The 16,413-nt window shown below is 56.6% G+C and carries 16 protein-coding genes, 6 tRNA genes and 1 rRNA gene; all 23 read left to right on the forward strand.

The features are described from left to right. Positions 1 to 164, forward strand: a 23S ribosomal RNA gene (locus tag E5161_RS18285); the annotation flags it as partial. Between the two features lie 147 nt (positions 165 to 311). Beyond that, positions 312 to 388 (forward strand) — tRNA-Met (locus E5161_RS18290). 16 nt (positions 389 to 404) lie between these two features. Beyond that, positions 405 to 480 (forward strand) — tRNA-Val (locus tag E5161_RS18295). 34 nt (positions 481 to 514) lie between these two features. After that, positions 515 to 591: transfer RNA gene (locus E5161_RS18300), tRNA-Asp, on the forward strand. Positions 592 to 613: 22 nt separating this feature from the next. After that, positions 614 to 689 (forward strand) — tRNA-Phe (locus tag E5161_RS18305). 43 nt (positions 690 to 732) lie between these two features. Beyond that, a tRNA-Tyr gene (locus E5161_RS18310) sits at positions 733 to 817 on the forward strand. Positions 818 to 847: 30 nt separating this feature from the next. After that, a tRNA-Lys gene (locus E5161_RS18315) sits at positions 848 to 923 on the forward strand. Between the two features lie 149 nt (positions 924 to 1,072). Beyond that, positions 1,073 to 2,164: a PucR family transcriptional regulator gene (locus E5161_RS18320; protein ID WP_136779337.1), complete on the forward strand. Its 1,092-nt coding sequence runs from the start codon at positions 1,073 to 1,075 to the stop codon at positions 2,162 to 2,164. A 90-nt stretch (positions 2,165 to 2,254) separates the two neighbouring features. Further along, the gene (locus tag E5161_RS18325) at positions 2,255 to 3,379 is read left to right on the forward strand and encodes an ABC transporter ATP-binding protein (protein WP_136779338.1); all 1,125 of its coding nucleotides are present in this window, start codon (positions 2,255 to 2,257) and stop codon (positions 3,377 to 3,379) included. Between the two features lie 129 nt (positions 3,380 to 3,508). Then, entirely contained in the window at positions 3,509 to 4,441 is a 933-nt protein-coding gene (gene hprK / locus E5161_RS18330) for an HPr(Ser) kinase/phosphatase (RefSeq protein WP_136779339.1), read from the forward strand. 18 nt (positions 4,442 to 4,459) lie between these two features. Next, positions 4,460 to 5,485, forward strand: coding sequence for a prolipoprotein diacylglyceryl transferase (lgt, locus tag E5161_RS18335; protein ID WP_136779340.1), 1,026 nt, complete (start codon positions 4,460 to 4,462; stop codon positions 5,483 to 5,485). Beyond that, on the forward strand, positions 5,482 to 6,144 hold the full coding sequence (gene ppaX, locus E5161_RS18340; RefSeq protein ID WP_136779341.1) for a pyrophosphatase PpaX: 663 nt from the start codon (positions 5,482 to 5,484) through the stop codon (positions 6,142 to 6,144). Before lgt ends, ppaX begins: the two co-directional genes overlap by 4 nt. Beyond that, a complete protein-coding gene (locus E5161_RS18345) occupies positions 6,141 to 6,614 on the forward strand; it encodes an acyltransferase (protein WP_136779342.1) in 474 nt (157 codons plus the stop codon). The genes ppaX and E5161_RS18345 overlap by 4 nt, the downstream gene beginning before the upstream one ends. 57 nt (positions 6,615 to 6,671) lie before the next feature. Further along, on the forward strand, positions 6,672 to 8,579 hold the full coding sequence (locus E5161_RS18350) for an FAD-dependent oxidoreductase (protein WP_136779343.1): 1,908 nt from the start codon (positions 6,672 to 6,674) through the stop codon (positions 8,577 to 8,579). 148 nt (positions 8,580 to 8,727) lie between these two features. Continuing rightward, positions 8,728 to 9,954, forward strand: coding sequence for an ATP phosphoribosyltransferase regulatory subunit (locus E5161_RS18355; protein WP_136779344.1), 1,227 nt, complete (start codon positions 8,728 to 8,730; stop codon positions 9,952 to 9,954). A 5-nt stretch (positions 9,955 to 9,959) separates the two neighbouring features. Beyond that, positions 9,960 to 10,598 (forward strand): ATP phosphoribosyltransferase, encoded by a 639-nt coding sequence (hisG, locus tag E5161_RS18360; RefSeq protein WP_136779452.1) that lies wholly within the window; start codon positions 9,960 to 9,962, stop codon positions 10,596 to 10,598. Between the two features lie 2 nt (positions 10,599 to 10,600). Then, positions 10,601 to 11,893, forward strand: coding sequence for a histidinol dehydrogenase (hisD, locus tag E5161_RS18365; protein ID WP_136779345.1), 1,293 nt, complete (start codon positions 10,601 to 10,603; stop codon positions 11,891 to 11,893). Continuing rightward, positions 11,886 to 12,491 carry an imidazoleglycerol-phosphate dehydratase HisB gene (hisB, locus tag E5161_RS18370; RefSeq protein ID WP_136779346.1) on the forward strand — a complete coding sequence of 202 codons (606 nt, stop codon included), beginning with the start codon at positions 11,886 to 11,888 and terminating at the stop codon, positions 12,489 to 12,491. Before hisD ends, hisB begins: the two co-directional genes overlap by 8 nt. Positions 12,492 to 12,493: 2 nt before the next feature. Next, a complete protein-coding gene (gene hisH / locus E5161_RS18375) occupies positions 12,494 to 13,129 on the forward strand; it encodes an imidazole glycerol phosphate synthase subunit HisH (RefSeq protein WP_136779347.1) in 636 nt (211 codons plus the stop codon). A gap of 236 nt (positions 13,130 to 13,365) precedes the next feature. Further along, complete coding sequence (gene hisA / locus E5161_RS18380; protein WP_136779348.1) at positions 13,366 to 14,109, forward strand: 1-(5-phosphoribosyl)-5-[(5-phosphoribosylamino)methylideneamino]imidazole-4-carboxamide isomerase; 744 nt, start codon at positions 13,366 to 13,368, stop codon at positions 14,107 to 14,109. Positions 14,110 to 14,127: 18 nt separating this feature from the next. Then, on the forward strand, positions 14,128 to 14,886 hold the full coding sequence (gene hisF / locus E5161_RS18385) for an imidazole glycerol phosphate synthase subunit HisF (protein ID WP_136779349.1): 759 nt from the start codon (positions 14,128 to 14,130) through the stop codon (positions 14,884 to 14,886). Continuing rightward, complete coding sequence (gene hisIE / locus E5161_RS18390; protein WP_136779350.1) at positions 14,883 to 15,545, forward strand: bifunctional phosphoribosyl-AMP cyclohydrolase/phosphoribosyl-ATP diphosphatase HisIE; 663 nt, start codon at positions 14,883 to 14,885, stop codon at positions 15,543 to 15,545. The genes hisF and hisIE overlap by 4 nt, the downstream gene beginning before the upstream one ends. 11 nt (positions 15,546 to 15,556) lie before the next feature. Further along, positions 15,557 to 16,363, forward strand: a complete 807-nt coding sequence (hisJ, locus tag E5161_RS18395) for a histidinol-phosphatase HisJ (protein WP_136779351.1) — start codon at positions 15,557 to 15,559, stop codon at positions 16,361 to 16,363. Positions 16,364 to 16,413: the final 50 nt, after the last annotated feature.

Raw genomic sequence — 16,413 nt, forward strand, 5'->3', positions numbered from 1 at the left:
GCGGGAGGGATAAGCGCTGAAAGCATCTAAGCGCGAAGCCCGCCTCAAGATGAGATTTCCCAATTTAGTAAGACCCCTGGAAGAACACCAGGTTGATAGGCTCGGGGTGGAAGCGCGGCAACGCGTGCAGCTGACGAGTACTAATCGGTCGAGGGCTTATCCTAATAAGCACACAGGTATCGATGATGTTTATATCAGCAACTGTTTCGTTTCGCATCCGGTTTTCAAGGCGCAAGCCTTGGGCGGCAGACAAAAATTGCCGCTGTACATGACGGCGAGTCCGTGGTATGATCGGGTTCGTTGCAATTTATGGCGGCGTAGCTCAGCTGGCTAGAGCGTTCGGTTCATACCCGAGAGGTCGGGGGTTCGATCCCCTCCGCCGCTACCAAATTCATATCCTTCATGGAGGCTTAGCTCAGCTGGGAGAGCATCTGCCTTACAAGCAGAGGGTCGGGGGTTCGATCCCCTCAGCCTCCACCATGATTACACCCCATTCGGGGACCATGTACAACGCGGAGCCGTGGTGTAGAGGCCTAACATGCCTGCCTGTCACGCAGGAGACCGCGGGTTCGAATCCCGTCGGCTCCGCCATTTTATATGGCGATATTTTTTTGGCTCGGTAGCTCAGTTGGTAGAGCAGAGGACTGAAAATCCTCGTGTCGGCGGTTCGATTCCGTCCCGAGCCACCACTTGTTTCAACCGGTACAGGCATAACCTGCCGGCGAATATCGTGGAGGCTTAGCGAAGTGGCCAAACGCGGCAGACTGTAAATCTGTTCCCTCAGGGTTCGGTGGTTCAAATCCATCAGCCTCCACCATTTTATCTTTACATGCAGCATCAGCATCACGAGCCATTAGCTCAGTTGGTAGAGCACCTGACTTTTAATCAGGGTGTCGAAGGTTCGAGTCCTTCATGGCTCACCACCATACACATCGAAGCAGACGAACAGACGTCTGTTTTTTTGTATTTATACGAGATTTTACATAACTATACCGAAAATAGCTGCTCATACAGCAATATACGAAATGTGGTACAATACACGCAGAAACTACGGCCGTCAAAGGGGAACGCGATGCAGAAATCACAGTGGCAGCAATTGGAGCAGTTGCTAGGTGACGGCGTGACCGCTAGAACGATCACCGTCGATCAGTGGGAACACGACGGAGGCAATCGGCGTCCGGAGCCCGGGGATCGTATGAAGCTGGATACGGGAATTCGGTTTGTTACACGAACGGTCGGTTCGGAACTTCACGTTTTGGAGACGGACAAGGAGCTCACCGCTCTCGAACAAGAGTTGATCCGCTTGCTGCTGCAGCAAAGGAACGGAAAGACTTCCGGCGGAGCAACGGAATTGGAACGCCAAGCCCGCAGGCTCGGGGAATGGATCGGGCAAAACGCGGCGTCAGGCGACTGGCGGATGGAAGTGCCTGACGGCATGGAGCTGAGAAGCCGGTTGTTCGACGGGATGATCCCCTTTTTACTGCTGAGAGAGCAGGCGGAAGAGAAGGAGCCGTCGTACGGCGAGCTGGACAAGGCCATTCGTTCGTTTATGAGCGAAGACACCCTTCTCATTCCGCTGAGGGATCATGAATGGCTCATCTTGTCGCCGGACCGGCTGCTCGCCGAAGCGGAAGCGGCGGAGGAAGATGTGCTGGAAGGCCATGAACGCAAAGCGATGCTGAGTTCGCTGGGTTCTGGGCTTCTTCAAATGGTCTCGGGAGAGTGGGGCGGCGAGTGCCATGTCGCGGTCGGAGATCCGATCGATCCGGTAGAAAGCGCCGTGCAAACCGTGGGGGTACTGCGGGAGACGATTCAACTCGGGCGGAAGTTCCATGTCGGAATGCAGGTGCATCTGCCGTGGCTTATCCATCTGGAGCGGCTGCTCAGCGGCATTCCGGAGGCTTCGCGGATCCGCTTCGTCGAAGAGACCATGGGCAGGCCGGACATGTTCAACGATCTTGAGACGGTATCGACGCTGGACGCCTTTTTTGCGATGGACTGCAACGTCAGCGAAACCGCCAAAAAGCTGTTCATTCACCGGAACACGCTGCTTTACCGCTTGGATAAGATCAAGCAGGAAACGGGCTTGGACGTCCGTTCCTTCAACGACGCCGTATTGGTGCGCATTTTGCTGTTATTGTACAAAGTCACGAAAAGGAAATGAATTTTTTGTACGGATTGTGCATAGTCATTGGGCCTAGGTGTGCGGTATGATGATTATGTACCTTCAAACGAAGTGTTAGGGGGAAAAACAATGGCAGGCGTACGTTTGGAACATGTATTTAAAAAATACCCGGGTTCTGACAAAGCATCGGTATCCGACTTCAACCTTGATATCCAGGACAAAGAATTTCTCGTTCTGGTCGGCCCTTCGGGCTGCGGCAAATCGACCACGCTGCGGATGATCGCAGGCCTTGAGGAAATTTCCGAAGGCAAGCTTTATATCGGCGACCGCGTCGTCAACGACGTCGCTCCGAAAGACCGCGACATCGCGATGGTGTTCCAGTCCTACGCTCTTTATCCTCATATGAACGTATATCAAAATATGGCGTTCGGTCTGAAACTGCGGAAATTCCGCAAGGACGAAATCGACCGCCGCGTGCGCGAAGCTGCCCGCACCCTGGAAATCGAGCACCTGCTCGACCGCAAGCCGAAAGCTCTGTCCGGCGGACAGCGCCAGCGCGTTGCATTGGGCCGCGCCATCGTGCGCGAACCGCAAGTGTTCCTGATGGACGAACCGTTGTCCAACTTGGATGCCAAGCTGCGTACGCAAATGCGCGCTAACATCTCCAAATTGATGAAGCGCCTGGAGACGACTTGCATCTACGTTACCCACGACCAGACGGAAGCCATGACGATGGGCGACCGCATCGTCGTTATGAAAGACGGATTCATTCAACAATCCGCGACTCCGGAAGTTCTCTACAACCACCCGGTTAACCTGTTCGTTGCAGGCTTCATCGGCGCTCCGGCGATGAACTTCCTGACCGGCCAGCTGGTCGAAGAAGGCGGTTCCGTCCGCTTCCGCGCAACGGGCGTAAACGTGGTCATTCCGGAAGGCAAAGCGCAGCTGCTTCGCTCCAAAGGCTATATCGGCCGCGAAGTGATCGTCGGCGTTCGTCCGGAAGATATCCATGAAGAGCCGGTGTTCATCGAAGCTTCTCCGAACAGCATCATCAACGCGAGCATCGAAGTTTCCGAGAACCTCGGTCACGAAATGTTCCTGTACCTGAACGGACTGGGCAAAGACAACGTCATCGCCCGCGTTGACGGCCGATCCGGCCTGCATGAAGGCCAGAACGTGAAGCTTGCCATCGACATGAACAAAATCCATGTTTTCGACAAAGACTCGGAATTGAACGTATTCGAAGCCGAGTAATTAACACCAACCGTTCGGCCCTCGGCCGGACGGTTTTTTTTGTTGTGCGGCTGGTGAAACACTCATTGCTTTACCTGCCCATTTTCGTTACGATGAAGGATGAACGCAAATTGGGAAAGGAGCTGTACGATGCCCAAAAAAGTGAGAGTTGCCGAACTCGTGCAGCAATTTCACCTGGAGGTCGTAGCCGGGGAAGATGGGCTCCGCCGCACGGTCGAAACCGACAACCTGAACCGGCCCGGGTTGGAGATGGCCGGCTATTTCAACTATTATCCTGCCGAGCGTGTACAAATATTGGGCCGCACCGAATTGGCTTTTCTGGAAACGCTGACGACCGAACTGCGTAAGGATCGCATGGAGCGGCTGTGCCATGAAGAAACACCGTGTATCATCATTACACGAGGACTCGAGACTCCCAGCGAGCTGGTGGAAATCGCGAACAGCCGTCACTTTCCGGTGCTGCGAAGCGGACTGGCCACGACCATTTTGCTCAGCCGAATTACGAACTACCTGGAGAAGCAGCTGGCGCCGTCGGCCACCATTCACGGCGTCCTTGTGGACGTATATGGGGTCGGCATGCTGATCACCGGCGGAAGCGGCATCGGGAAAAGCGAAACGGCGTTGGAGCTGGTCAAGCGCGGACACCGGCTTGTCGCCGACGATGCGGTTGAAATCCGGCAGACATCCGACAATAACCTTTTCGGAAGCGCACCGGAGCTGATTCGGCATTTGCTGGAAATCCGGGGACTCGGCATTTTGAACGTGATGACCTTGTTCGGAGCCGGCGCCGTGCTGAACTCGAAAAATATCAGTCTTGTGGTGAAGCTGGAGAATTGGCAGCAGGACAAGCAGTACGACCGTCTCGGATTGGATGAGGAAACGACCAAAATTCTCGATACCGAAGTGCTTCTGCTCACGGTACCTGTACGGCCCGGACGAAATCTCGCGGTCATTCTCGAGGTGGCGGCCATGAACTTCCGGCTCAAACGGATGGGCTATAACGCGGCTCAGCAATTTACGAACAAATTGACTGAGGCAATTGCCGAAGACGATTACGAATAGTCGGGACGGAGGATCAACATGTTACCCTTGGTTTTAAATCCGGTTGCCTTCACGATTGGAACGCTGGAGGTTCATTGGTACGGCATTATTTTGGGCTTGGGCGCGCTCGCGGGACTGCTGCTGGCGGTCCAAGAAGGGAAACGGTTCGGCCTCTCGCCGGACTTTTTCCTGGATCTGCTGCTGTTCGGAGTTCCATCTGCTATTGTCGGAGCCCGGCTGTACTACGTGTTGTTTAAATGGGACTTTTACCGCGAACACCCTTTGGATATTTTCAAAATATGGGAGGGTGGCATTGCGATATATGGCGCCCTCATTGGCGCGTTGGTCTGCGGATTTTTCTATATTCGGTCGAAGGGCTACCGATTCTGGCGAGTGACGGACATTTGCGCTCCGTCCCTGTTGATCGGGCAAATGATCGGCCGCTGGGGAAACTTCGTGAATCAGGAAGCTTACGGGGGACCGGTGAAAGAATCCTTCCTTCGGGACACGCTTCATATTCCTTCCTTTATCGTGAATCAAATGAACGTACAAGGCGAGTACCATCATCCGACATTCCTGTATGAATCGATGTGGAGCCTGCTCGGCTTGGTCATCATCTTCATCATCCGCCGCATGAACTTTTTAAAAGCCGGAGAGCTCTTCATGTTCTACATTATCTGGTATTCGATCGGACGCTTTTTCATCGAGGCGCTGCGTACGGACAGCTTGGCGTTTCAAGGGCCGAGTTGGCTCGCATCACTCTTGAACGCATTGTGGTCTCCGATGACGGCGGTATTTGAGCAAGGCTATTTGAACCCGGCTTACGGCAATGTACGGACATCTCAGCTGCTCGCGCTGTTGATTGTGCTTGCAGGCATTGTGTTTATCGTCTTCCGGCGCGTTACCGGAAGAGCGTGCGAACGTTACAACGATCCGATCGTGAAGCGCGGACAGCAGGAAGTGCCGGTTGAAAATGAAACGGCGGCTGAACGCACAATTCACGTAGAAGAAGTGACAACAGCCACGGACAACGACATCGAGAATGGAGAGCAAACCAAGGCATGACGAAGCTAGTGAAAGCCGTCCTGTTCGATTTGGACGGGACGATCGTCGATACGAACGAGCTGATCATTCAATCTTTTTTGCACGCGCTGCAAGGCACGGTATCCGACGATTTCGGGCGGGAACACATTATTCCCAGCATGGGCCTGACGCTCACAGACCAGTTGAAGCTGTTTTCCGGTCTGGAGGATGTGACAGAGCTTACCCGCGCGTACCGGGAGTACAATTATTTGAAGCATGATGAAATGGTGGCCTTGTTCCCGGGTGTGGCGGAGGTGCTGCCGATTTTACGCCGGCACGGAATCCGGCTCGGCGTGGTCACGACCAAAATGCGGCCTACCACAGAACGGGCGCTGAAGTTGTTCGGATTGTTCGAGCATTTGGGAACGATCGTGACGCTCGACGACGTTCAGCATCCGAAACCTCATCCGGAGCCGGTACAGAAAGCGATGGAAGCGCTTGGCGCGGAGCCGGAGCACACGATCATGGTTGGTGACAGTACGGTAGATATTGAGTCTGCGGCCAATGCCGGCGCACTGCCGGTCGGTGTGGCCTGGTCTTTAAAAGGGGAAGCCGTTCTCCGGGAAGCCGGAGCGGCGCATATCCTTCATAAGATGGAAGATCTGTTGACTTTATGCGGAATCGAGGGAACCGACGCTTGAGAAACGTAGAGCGGTATCCGGTTGAAGGACCTAACTCGCTATGGCAGGTTTATCGGACGGTATCGCGCTGGAAAGCGGTCCGAAATTTCGTGTTTATCCAGATCGCGCGATATTGCCCGAGCCTGCCGATCAAAAATTGGATCTATCGCCATATTCTCGGGATGAAGGTGGGCGAACGAACCGCCTTTGCCCTAATGGTGATGGTAGACGTCTTTTTTCCGGAACGCATCTCCGTCGGCCGAAATTCGATTATCGGTTACAATTCCACGCTGCTCACGCATGAATATTTGATCGAGGAATATCGGCTTGGCAACATTTCTATAGGTTCCAACGTTATGATAGGGGCGAATGTAACCATACTTCCCGGCGTTACGATTGGGGACAACGCGGTCGTCGCGGCGGGAGCCGTCGTCCATCGCGATGTGCCCGCTAGTGCGAAAGTCGGAGGAAATCCTCTTCGGGAGTTATAACATTTTTCCGCCGTCTTCATCCCGCGATTTCATTATCCAGTTGACAGGAGTATGGAAATGCCCGCACTGTCCCTCCGCAAAAAACAGGTACTTTTGCTCGCTCTTTTTTTTATTATCGTCATTTCCGGTCTCGTGGTGTGGCAGCTTCTCCCGAGCACCCAGAACCATTCGGCGCATCAAAAGCTTCAGCCTGTGCATGTCACGGGGATTACCCGTCCGTCGTACGACGTGATCGTGACAGGCACCGATCCGGAAGGGATCATGGCGGCTGTCTCGGCGGCGCGCAACGGACTTTCGGTGCTGCTCGTCGACGGCAAAAATCGTGACATTTTCGGCGGGCTGTTGACGCTGGGCTGGCTCAATTCGCTCGACAACAACTATTCTCCGAAACAGCAGCCGCTGACGGGCAAGCACAACTTTTTGAACAAAGGTTTGTTCCAGGAATGGTACGATCAAATTGAAGGCACATCGTTCGACGTGAATACGGCCGCCAATGTCTTTCATAAAATGGTCGCGAACGAAAAGAACATCGACGTGCTGCTCAAGGTACGCAAAATGGAACCGCTCATGGAAGGCAGCCGGGTTGCCGGATTGCGGGTCGAGAAGGAAGACAGGACGGTGCAAGACGTACCGTCCAAAGTATTGATCGATGCGACGCAGGATGCGGACATTGCGGCTGCAGCTCACGTTCCGTACACGTTTGGACGCGAAGACATCGGAGAACCGGACGCCCGCATGGCCGTGACGGTGGTTTTCAAAATGAGCGGTGTCACCCAGCAGATTTGGGATTCGTTCGGGCAACATAAGGACTCGGGTGTGGACAAGATGAGCGCCTGGGGATTTCCCGAAGCTAAAGACTATGTATCCAGCGACCCCGCACGGGTGAAGCTCCGGGGTCTGAACATCGGCCGGCAGAACGACGGCACCATCCTCATCAACGCGATGCACATTTATGAGGTGAATCCGCTCACGCCGGAGTCGGTGCAGGCAGGACTCGCGATCGGGCGAAAAGAAGCGCCTTTGATGGCCGCGTTCCTCAAAAACAAGTTCAAGGAATTTAAGGATCTGGAATACGCCGGAACGGCGCCTGAGCTCTACATAAGGGAATCCCGTCACATTATGGGCGAATATCGCTTGAAAATGACCGATTTGATGGAAAACCGGAATTTTGATGACGCCATCGCTTACGGTTCCTATGAAGTGGATATCCAAAGCACGAGTCCCGACTATCCGGGCGCCATCCTGATGAAGCCGCAAGCCTACGGGGTGCCGTTCCGCTGCCTCGTGCCCCAGCAAATAGACGGGTTGCTGGTCGTGGGAAGATCGGCAAGCTACGACTCGCTCCCGCACGGAAGCGCGCGCGTCGTGCCGCTGGGCATGGCAACCGGACAAGCAGCCGGTGCGGCGGCTAAACTGGCCATCGACAAAGCCGTCTCCCTAAGGGAATTGTCCAGGTCTAAAGAGGATATTACCCAACTAAGGGCTCTTTTGAAACAACAAGGCATGGATCTTCAAATGCCCGACATCCATAAGCCTGAGTATGCCAAGCATCCGGATTATCCCGGACTGCTTGCGGCGGTCAGCATGTTCATCACAAGCGGCAACTATCATAATAAAAGCTTTGATCTGGACGGGAGTTCTAACGCGAAACGTTTTGCGAACCAGTTGTCCCAAGTGAAAAAAGCTCATCGGGAATATTTCAAAGGGAATCCGCAGGCCGCGGCAGCCGTCATGGCGAAGCCCGAGAAGAAGCCGCTGAGTTTGGGGCAGGCCGCGTACACCATTGCGCTGGCTGCTGGAATTGAGACCACGCCGGATCATGCGCTGAAAGAGCTGAAGAAGCGGAAATGGCTAAGGGATGAAACCGTCAGCGAGATTAAAGATCCGAACGCCCTGACGAACGGGGAATGCTTTATGCTCATCCGTGACGTCGTAGAATTGTATGCCGGGGTAAAATACAAATAAAAGCCGGAAGCCTCCTGAGCGATCGGGAGGTTTTTCGCGTTCTTGACGCTCTGGAGGATTCATGCTAAAGTGAGAAAAATCTTTATTTTGCTAATATGGTAGCATATTAACGCATTAAAGCGTTTTGCGGTGCAACGGGGTGAAGGAAGTGTCCAAACCGAAAGGGTTCGAGAAACCGGTAGGCGTGAAAGACTATTTGCCGCATGCCGTAACTAAGCTGCGCGCCATCGAGCGGAACGTGCTCGCCTGCATGAGCCGCTGGGGCTATGAGCAAATTGTGACGCCGACGATGGAATATTACGATACGGTGGGGGTGGCCAGCGCTACCTCGGACCAAAAGCTTTTCAAGCTGCTCAACCAACGCGGCACAACGATCGTGCTGCGCTCGGATATGACGGCTCCGATCGCCCGGGTGGTCGGATCGCTGCTCAAGGATCGGCCGTTCCCGCTCCGTCTCAGTTACCACGCCAACGTGTTTCGCGCGTTCGAGGAGGAAGCGGGCAGGGATGCGGAGTTTTTTCAGACCGGTGTGGAACTGGTAGGCGATCCGTCGCCCGAGGCGGATGCAGAGATGATCGCCTTGGCGGTAGCCTCGCTCCAGGCGGCCGGTGTGGAGTCATTTAAGATGGCCGTGGGCCATGTCGGATTTCTGAACGGGCTGTTCGAAGAGACGCTGCCGGGTCGCACGGAAGAGCAGGAAGCGCTGAAGGAATGCTTGCTTCAGAGAGATCACGTGGGGTACCGGAGCATCCTCCGATCCTTGTCGTTGGAAGAGGGCTGCCGGGTCGAGCTGGAAGGGATCTTGAGGCTGCGCGGCGGTCAGGAAGTGTGCGACCAGGCCCTGCATTTAAGCGGCAGCGCGGGAGCGAAGGATGCGATCCGGCATCTGTGCGAGGTATGGGACGTGCTGGCCGATTATGGCGTGCAGGAGCATGTGCTGATCGATTTGACGATGATCGGCGATTTTACTTATTACACGGGATTGACGTTTGAAGGATATGCGTCGAATTTGGGGTTCCCGGTATGCAGCGGCGGCCGTTACGACAACTTGTTGGCGCAATTCGGCCGGCCGGCTCCCGCGACAGGCTTCGCGCTCAAAACGAACCGGATTCTGGAAGTCGTGGAGCAGGAACCGGATTCGGACGGAAGGACGTTCATCGCCTATTTGGCTTCGGAGCGGGCAGCTGCTTTGGCCGAAGCCGAGCGGCTTCGTTCGGACGGGCTGGTTGTGGTCACGCACAGCGTAAAGAGTTTGGGTGAATTGACGGAGCTGCGTGAATCGTTTGACCGGGCGGGAAGGACATTTGATTTTCACGGATCGGCATATAACGAATTGATCGTGTTCGGCGGCGGGAAAGGAGAGGGATCGGATTGACGGAGATCGGTGCGGTGTTGAAGGTCGCCATGCCGAAAGGGCGCATCTATAAGCAGGCGAGCAAGCTGTTCCGGGAAGCGGGACTTACGATCCCTGAAGATTTCGAGGATTCCCGCAAGCTGATCATCCCGGTGCCGGAAGCGGGCATGGAGTTTATCATGGCCAAGCCGGTCGACGTCCCGACGTATGTGGAATACGGAGTGGCGGATATCGGGGTTGTCGGCAAAGACGTGCTCATGGAAGAGAATAAAGATGTGTACGAGCTGCTGGATCTAGGGATCGCGAAGTGCCGGATGTCGGTCATCGGCCTGCCGGGTTGGAAGCCTGATATCCATCCGCGTGTGGCGACCAAGTATCCGAATGTGGCTTCGAAATATTTTCGCGAGCAAGGGCAGCAGGTGGAAGTGATCAAGCTCAACGGCTCCATCGAGCTGGCGCCGCTGATCGGCCTGGCCGACCGGATCGTGGACATGGTCGAAACGGGACAGACGCTGCGTGAGAACGGGCTGGTCGAGATGGAGTCGATTTTCGAGATTACGAGCCGGCTAATCGCCAACCGCGTCAGCTACCGGCTCAAAAATGCGGCGATTCAAGCGCTGTGCGATCGGCTGGGCATGGCGGTTCCGGCGCGGGGAGGTAGATGACGATGTATTTTGGACCGGCATCGGGTTTTCGGCTGGAGCGGGAAAACGAATACGGCACGCCCGAGCAAAACGCGTCGGTAGCCGAGGTGGTGGACGCGGTTCGCCGGGAAGGCGACACTGCGCTGCTGCGGTACACGGCTTCGTTCGATAAGGTCGAGCTGACGCCGGATCGTCTGCGGGTGACCGCGGATGAGATTCTGGCGGCGTATGAGCGGGTGGAGCCGGAGTTTTTGACCGCGCTGCGGCAGGCTGCGGCGAACATCACGGCGTTTCATGAGAAGCAGAAACGCGGCTCTTGGATGGACGTATCGCCCGACGGGACGATGCTGGGCATGGTGATCCGGCCGCTTCGGCGGGTCGGGCTGTACGTGCCTGGCGGGAAGGCGGCGTATCCGTCGTCGGTGCTCATGAACGCGATTCCGGCCAAGGTGGCCGGGGTGCCGGAGATCGCGATGGTAACGCCGCCCGCCACCGGAGGGCGCGAAGGGATCGACCCGTACATTCTCGTGGCGGCCGCGGAAGCGGGGGTCACGGAGATTTACCGGGTCGGGGGCGCCCAAGCGGTCGCGGCGCTGGCCTTCGGGACGGCGAGCATTCCTGCCGTCGATAAGATCTGCGGGCCCGGCAACATCTACGTGGCGCTGGCCAAACGCGCCGTGTTCGGTGCTGTGGACATCGACAGCATCGCGGGACCGAGCGAAATTGCCGTGCTGGCGGACGACAGCGCGGATCCGCGGTTTGTAGCCGCGGATATGCTGTCGCAGGCCGAGCACGACGAGATGGCGTCGGCGGTGCTGGTGACGCCGTCGGAGCGGCTTGGACGAGCGGTCGCGGCGGAGCTCGAGCGTCAGCTGGCCGTGCTGCCGCGTCGCGAGATTGCTTCGCGTTCGCTGGAGGAGTACGGCGCGGTGCTGCTGGTTGACGACTTGACTGAAGGCGTGGACGTGATTAACAAGCTGGCGCCGGAGCATCTGGAAGTGATGACCGAGGATCCGATGAAGCTGCTCGGCCGGATCGAGAACGCCGGGGCGATTTTCCTCGGACCTTACAGCTCCGAGCCGGTGGGCGATTATTTCGCAGGGCCGAATCACATTTTGCCTACCAATGGAACCGCCCGGTTCTCTTCTCCGCTGAACGTCGATGATTTTCTGAAAAAATCGAGTTTGATCCGATACAGCAAGGAAGCTCTTCTGCGGGACACCGCGGGGATCGCGACACTGGCCCGTCATGAAGGGCTGGAAGGTCACGCAAGAGCGGTGGAAATCCGATGGGAAGGCGGGAAGCCGAATGAGTGAATCGCAGCAGGCGCGTCAGGCGTCCGTATCGCGGAAAACGAACGAAACCGACATTACGCTGTCGCTGAATGTGGATGGCAGCGGGGAAGTATCCATTGATACGGATGTTCCCTTTTTGAACCACATGCTTGATTTGTTCGCCAAACACGGGCAATTCGATCTGAAGGTCGAGGCCCGGGGAGACGTAGACGTGGACGACCACCATACGTCGGAAGATATCGGGATTTGTTTGGGTCAAGTGCTGCGAGAAGCGCTCGGCGATAAGAAGGGCATTAAGCGTTATGCGAGCGTGTTCGTGCCGATGGACGAGGCGCTGGCGCAAGTCGTCATCGACATCAGCAACCGGCCGCATTTTGAAATGCGCGGTGTGGAATTTCCGGCGGCGAATGTGGGAAGCTTCACGGTCGAGCTCGTACACGAGTTTCTGTGGAAGCTGGCGCTGGAAGCACGGATCACGCTTCATGTCATCGTGCATTACGGACGCAATACGCACCACATGATCGAGGCGGTGTTCAAAGCGCTGGCACGCGCGCTGGACGAAGCCACTTCCATCGACCCCCGCGTGAAGGGTGTCCCCTCCACGAAGGGAGTGCTGTAAGGATGATCGCGATCATCGATTACGGCATGGGCAACCTGCACAGCGTAAGCACGGCGATTCATAAGCTCGGCTGGCAGGCGGTCATCACGTCCGAGGCGGAGGAAATTATGGCGGCGGACGGCGTGATTTTGCCTGGGGTTGGCGCGTTCGGGGATGCCATGGCGAATTTGCGGGAAACCGGGTTGGACGCGGTGGCCAAAGATTATGCGGCGGCCGGCAAGCCGATGCTCGGAATCTGCCTCGGCATGCAGCTGCTGTTCTCGGAGAGTGAGGAGCACGGACGGCACGAAGGTCTCGGTCTGCTGCCCGGACGGGTGGTCAGGTTCCAAGGACCGTTCAAGGTGCCGCACATGGGCTGGAACGAGCTGAAATTTGTGCGGGACAGCGCGCTGTTCGAAGGCGTGGAGCCGGGGTACGTGTATTTCGTGCACTCTTTCCACGCCCTTCCGGAGCGCAAGGAAGATTTGCTCGCCGTGACGGACTACAACCAGCCGGTGACGGCCATCGTGGGTCGCGGCTCGTTGTTCGGCATGCAGTTTCATCCGGAGAAAAGCGGCGGACTCGGCATGGCGCTGCTTCGCCGTTTTCTGGAGCTGGCGGAGCCGAAAAGGGTTGCGGCCGCTGCCGGGCGGATGTAAGTCAGCGAGGCTGACTTAGGATTGCACAGGATCGCCGCCGCGGCTTCTGTAAGTCATTGAGACTGACTTAGGGTTGCGGAAGTTGGAGGGTGCGGCGTTTGTAAATCAGTCAGACTGACTTAGGATATCAGTTGCCGGCTAGCTGCATCGTCGTAAGTTAGTCTGGCTAACTAAGCGTTGTGTGTAAGTTATCTCGTCTTAATATTTGACTTCATGAAGTTCGGAGGTTCGCCAGCATGTCCAAGTTCGTCATTTATCCCGCGATCGACATCCGGGACGGGAAATGCGTCCGGCTTGTCCAGGGAGACTATAATCAAGAGACCGTGTACAACGAGGATCCGGTGGCCGTGGCGCGCGATTGGGAAGCCCAGGGCGGACAATGGATTCACCTCGTCGATTTGGACGGTGCGAAAGCGGGCCGCCCGGTGAATCACGAGCTCATCGGACGAATCGCCAAAGCGGTGAACGTTCCCGTGCAGGTCGGCGGTGGTCTTCGCACGGAGGAAGACGTCGAGCGGCTGCTGGGCTTGGGCGTAACGCGCGTCATTCTCGGCACCGCGGCCATCGAGGATCGGGCCTTCGTCTCCCGCGTGCTCGCCAAACATGGAGCAGCGGTCGCGATCGGCATCGATGCGCGCAACGGACTGGTCGCGACCCGCGGCTGGCTGGAGACATCGGAAGTGAAGGCCGAAGACCTCGCCGTGCAGCTTGCCGCGGAAGGCGCCCAAACCTTCATCTTCACCGACATCTCCCGTGACGGCATGATGGGTGGGCCGAACGTGGAAGCGATCGTACAGCTGGCGAAAGTATCCGGACGCACCGTCATCGCCTCCGGTGGAGTGAGCAGGCCCGAAGATCTGGACCGGCTCGCCGAGCATTCACGCGACGGCGTCGGCGGAGCGATTGTCGGCAAGGCGCTGTACACCGGCAGCATCAAGCTGGCCGACGCGGTGCGCAAGCTCGCGGACGGACACGCCTAAACCGAAAGGAGAGCCCCGATGCTGGCCAAAAGAATCATCCCCTGCCTGGACGTCAAGGACGGCCGGGTCGTTAAGGGGGTAAATTTCGTGAATTTGAGAGACGCGGGCGATCCGGTCGAGCTGGCCGCACTCTATGACCGCGAAGGCGCGGACGAGCTCGTGTTCCTGGACATCTCGGCTTCCGTCGAAGGCCGTGCGACGATGGTTGATGTCGTAAAACGTACAGCCGGCGAAATCTCCATCCCGTTTACTGTTGGCGGCGGCATTTCGTCGGTAGACGACATGAGGCGGCTGCTTCGGGCGGGAGCGGACAAAATCGGGATCAATACCGCCGCGATCGTTCGCCCCGAACTGATCGCCGAAGGTTCCCGCATGTTCGGCGCGCAGTGCGTCGTGGTCGCGATCGACGCGAAGTTCAACGCCGAGTGGGGCGAATGGGAAGTGTTCACCCATGGCGGCCGCAAGCCGACCGGCATCCGCGCGCTGGAATGGGCGAAGGAAGCTGAGCGGCTGGGAGCGGGAGAGCTTCTGCTGACCAGCATGGATGCGGACGGCACGAAGGATGGCTTCGATATGCGTCTGACGAGGGCCGTTTCGGATGCCGTCAACGTCCCCGTCATCGCCTCCGGCGGTGCGGGCAATGCCGAACATTTTGCGCAAGTGCTCACGGAAGGACATGCGGATGCGGCGCTGGCGGCCAGTATTTTTCATTATAAGGAAGTCACCGTCGGCCAAGTGAAAGATGAGCTGCGCAGCAAAGGAGTGATCGTGCGATGAGCGATACGGCTTGGATGGATCAAATCCGATTTGACGCCCAAGGCTTGGTGCCCGCGGTGGTGCAAGACGCCGTCAGCAAAGAAGTGCTGATGCTGGCTTACATGAACAAGGAGTCGCTGCAAAAAACGGTGGAAACCGGTCAAACCTGGTTTTGGAGCCGTTCCCGCCAGGAACTGTGGAACAAAGGCGCAACAAGCGGTCACACCCAGCACGTGCAATCGCTAAGCTATGATTGCGACGGCGATACGCTTCTCGTCGCCGTGAAGCAGGACGGACCGGCTTGCCACACGGGCGCTTACAGCTGCTTCTACCGCACCGTGATGGGCGACAACGAAGCCAAGTCCAAGTCCGCCGAAGACCGTTTCGGCCCGCTCTCGCGGCTCGAATCCACCATTGCGCAGCGCGATGCGGAACGGCCGGATGGCGCGTATACGACGTACCTTTTCGAAAAAGGATTGGACAAAATCCTGAAAAAAATCGGGGAGGAGACGGCGGAAGTCATCATTGCGGGCAAAAACCGCGACCGGGTCGAGCTGCGCAGCGAGGCGGCGGACCTGATTTTCCACCTCCTCGTCTTGCTTCGGGAACAGCAAGTTCCGTTCGACGATGTGCTGCAAGAGCTTGAATTCCGCCACCGCCAACCGGTGAAGAAAGACTAGGTGAATCCATCATGCGCATCGACTATCACACCCACCATTTCCGCTGCGGGCACGCGGTGGGAACGCTGGAGGAGTATATCGAGAGCGCCATCGCAAAAGGCATGGAGCAAATCGGCTTGTCCGATCACATGCCTCTTTTGCATGTCGATCCCGAAACGTATTACCCCGAGATGGCCATGCCGATAGCCGAGCTCCCGGCTTATGTGGAAGAGTGCTTGAGGCTTCAAGAAAAGTATAAGGATGAAATTCAGGTTCGTGTCGGTTTGGAAGGCGATTATATCGAGGGCTACGAAGAGCAAATCGAGAAAATCGTCACCGGCTACCCCTGGGATTACGTGATCGGTTCCGTCCATTTTCTCGGAACGTGGGACATCACCGACTTTCGTCAGGTTCATCATTGGGAAGGCAAAAATATTATAAAAGTGTACGAGCAATATTACGATGCCGTCCGTAAAGCCGCTGCCAGCGGATTGTACGATTATATCGGACATATCGACGCGATCAAGCGTTTCGGATATCGCCCGGAGGAAGACACGACGGCGCTGGAAAATGCGGCTCTCCGAACGGTTGCCGAGCACGGCTTGGCCATCGAATTAAACGCCGCAGGCATTCATACGGCTGCGAAGGAGATGTATCCGTCCCGCCGCATGCTGGAGCAAGCGTACGCACTCGGCGTCCCCGTTACCTACGGCTCTGACGCTCACCATCCGGACCGCATCGGCCAAAAAGGCTCTGAAGCCCGCGATATGCTGAAAAGTGTCGGATTTTCCAAATTAGCCACATTTAAGCGTCGCAAAAGAGACATGATTTCATTGTAAAATAACCTGTTAGATCATGTATAATAAATGAGCAACGAAAATGTACGGTT

It is taken from the genome of Cohnella pontilimi (assembly GCF_005049045.1).
GTDB classification, from domain to species: Bacteria; Bacillota; Bacilli; order Paenibacillales; family Paenibacillaceae; genus Cohnella; species Cohnella pontilimi.

Bases quoted from the DNA above. Each gene is read 5' to 3' on its own strand.
- E5161_RS18350 (WP_136779343.1), top strand. From the start codon at position 6,672: ATGCCCGCACTGTCCCTCCGCAAAAAACAGGTACTTTTGCTCGCTCTT.
- hisF (WP_136779349.1), top strand. From the start codon at position 14,128: ATGCTGGCCAAAAGAATCATCCCCTGCCTGGACGTCAAGGACGGCCGG.
- ppaX (WP_136779341.1), top strand. From the start codon at position 5,482: ATGACGAAGCTAGTGAAAGCCGTCCTGTTCGATTTGGACGGGACGATC.
- hisB (WP_136779346.1), top strand. From the start codon at position 11,886: ATGAGTGAATCGCAGCAGGCGCGTCAGGCGTCCGTATCGCGGAAAACG.
- lgt (WP_136779340.1), top strand. From the start codon at position 4,460: ATGTTACCCTTGGTTTTAAATCCGGTTGCCTTCACGATTGGAACGCTG.
- hisIE (WP_136779350.1), top strand. From the start codon at position 14,883: ATGAGCGATACGGCTTGGATGGATCAAATCCGATTTGACGCCCAAGGC.
- hisJ (WP_136779351.1), top strand. From the start codon at position 15,557: ATGCGCATCGACTATCACACCCACCATTTCCGCTGCGGGCACGCGGTG.
- hisH (WP_136779347.1), top strand. From the start codon at position 12,494: ATGATCGCGATCATCGATTACGGCATGGGCAACCTGCACAGCGTAAGC.
- E5161_RS18320 (WP_136779337.1), top strand. From the start codon at position 1,073: ATGCAGAAATCACAGTGGCAGCAATTGGAGCAGTTGCTAGGTGACGGC.
- hisA (WP_136779348.1), top strand. From the start codon at position 13,366: ATGTCCAAGTTCGTCATTTATCCCGCGATCGACATCCGGGACGGGAAA.
- hisD (WP_136779345.1), top strand. From the start codon at position 10,601: ATGTATTTTGGACCGGCATCGGGTTTTCGGCTGGAGCGGGAAAACGAA.
- E5161_RS18325 (WP_136779338.1), top strand. From the start codon at position 2,255: ATGGCAGGCGTACGTTTGGAACATGTATTTAAAAAATACCCGGGTTCT.
- hprK (WP_136779339.1), top strand. From the start codon at position 3,509: ATGCCCAAAAAAGTGAGAGTTGCCGAACTCGTGCAGCAATTTCACCTG.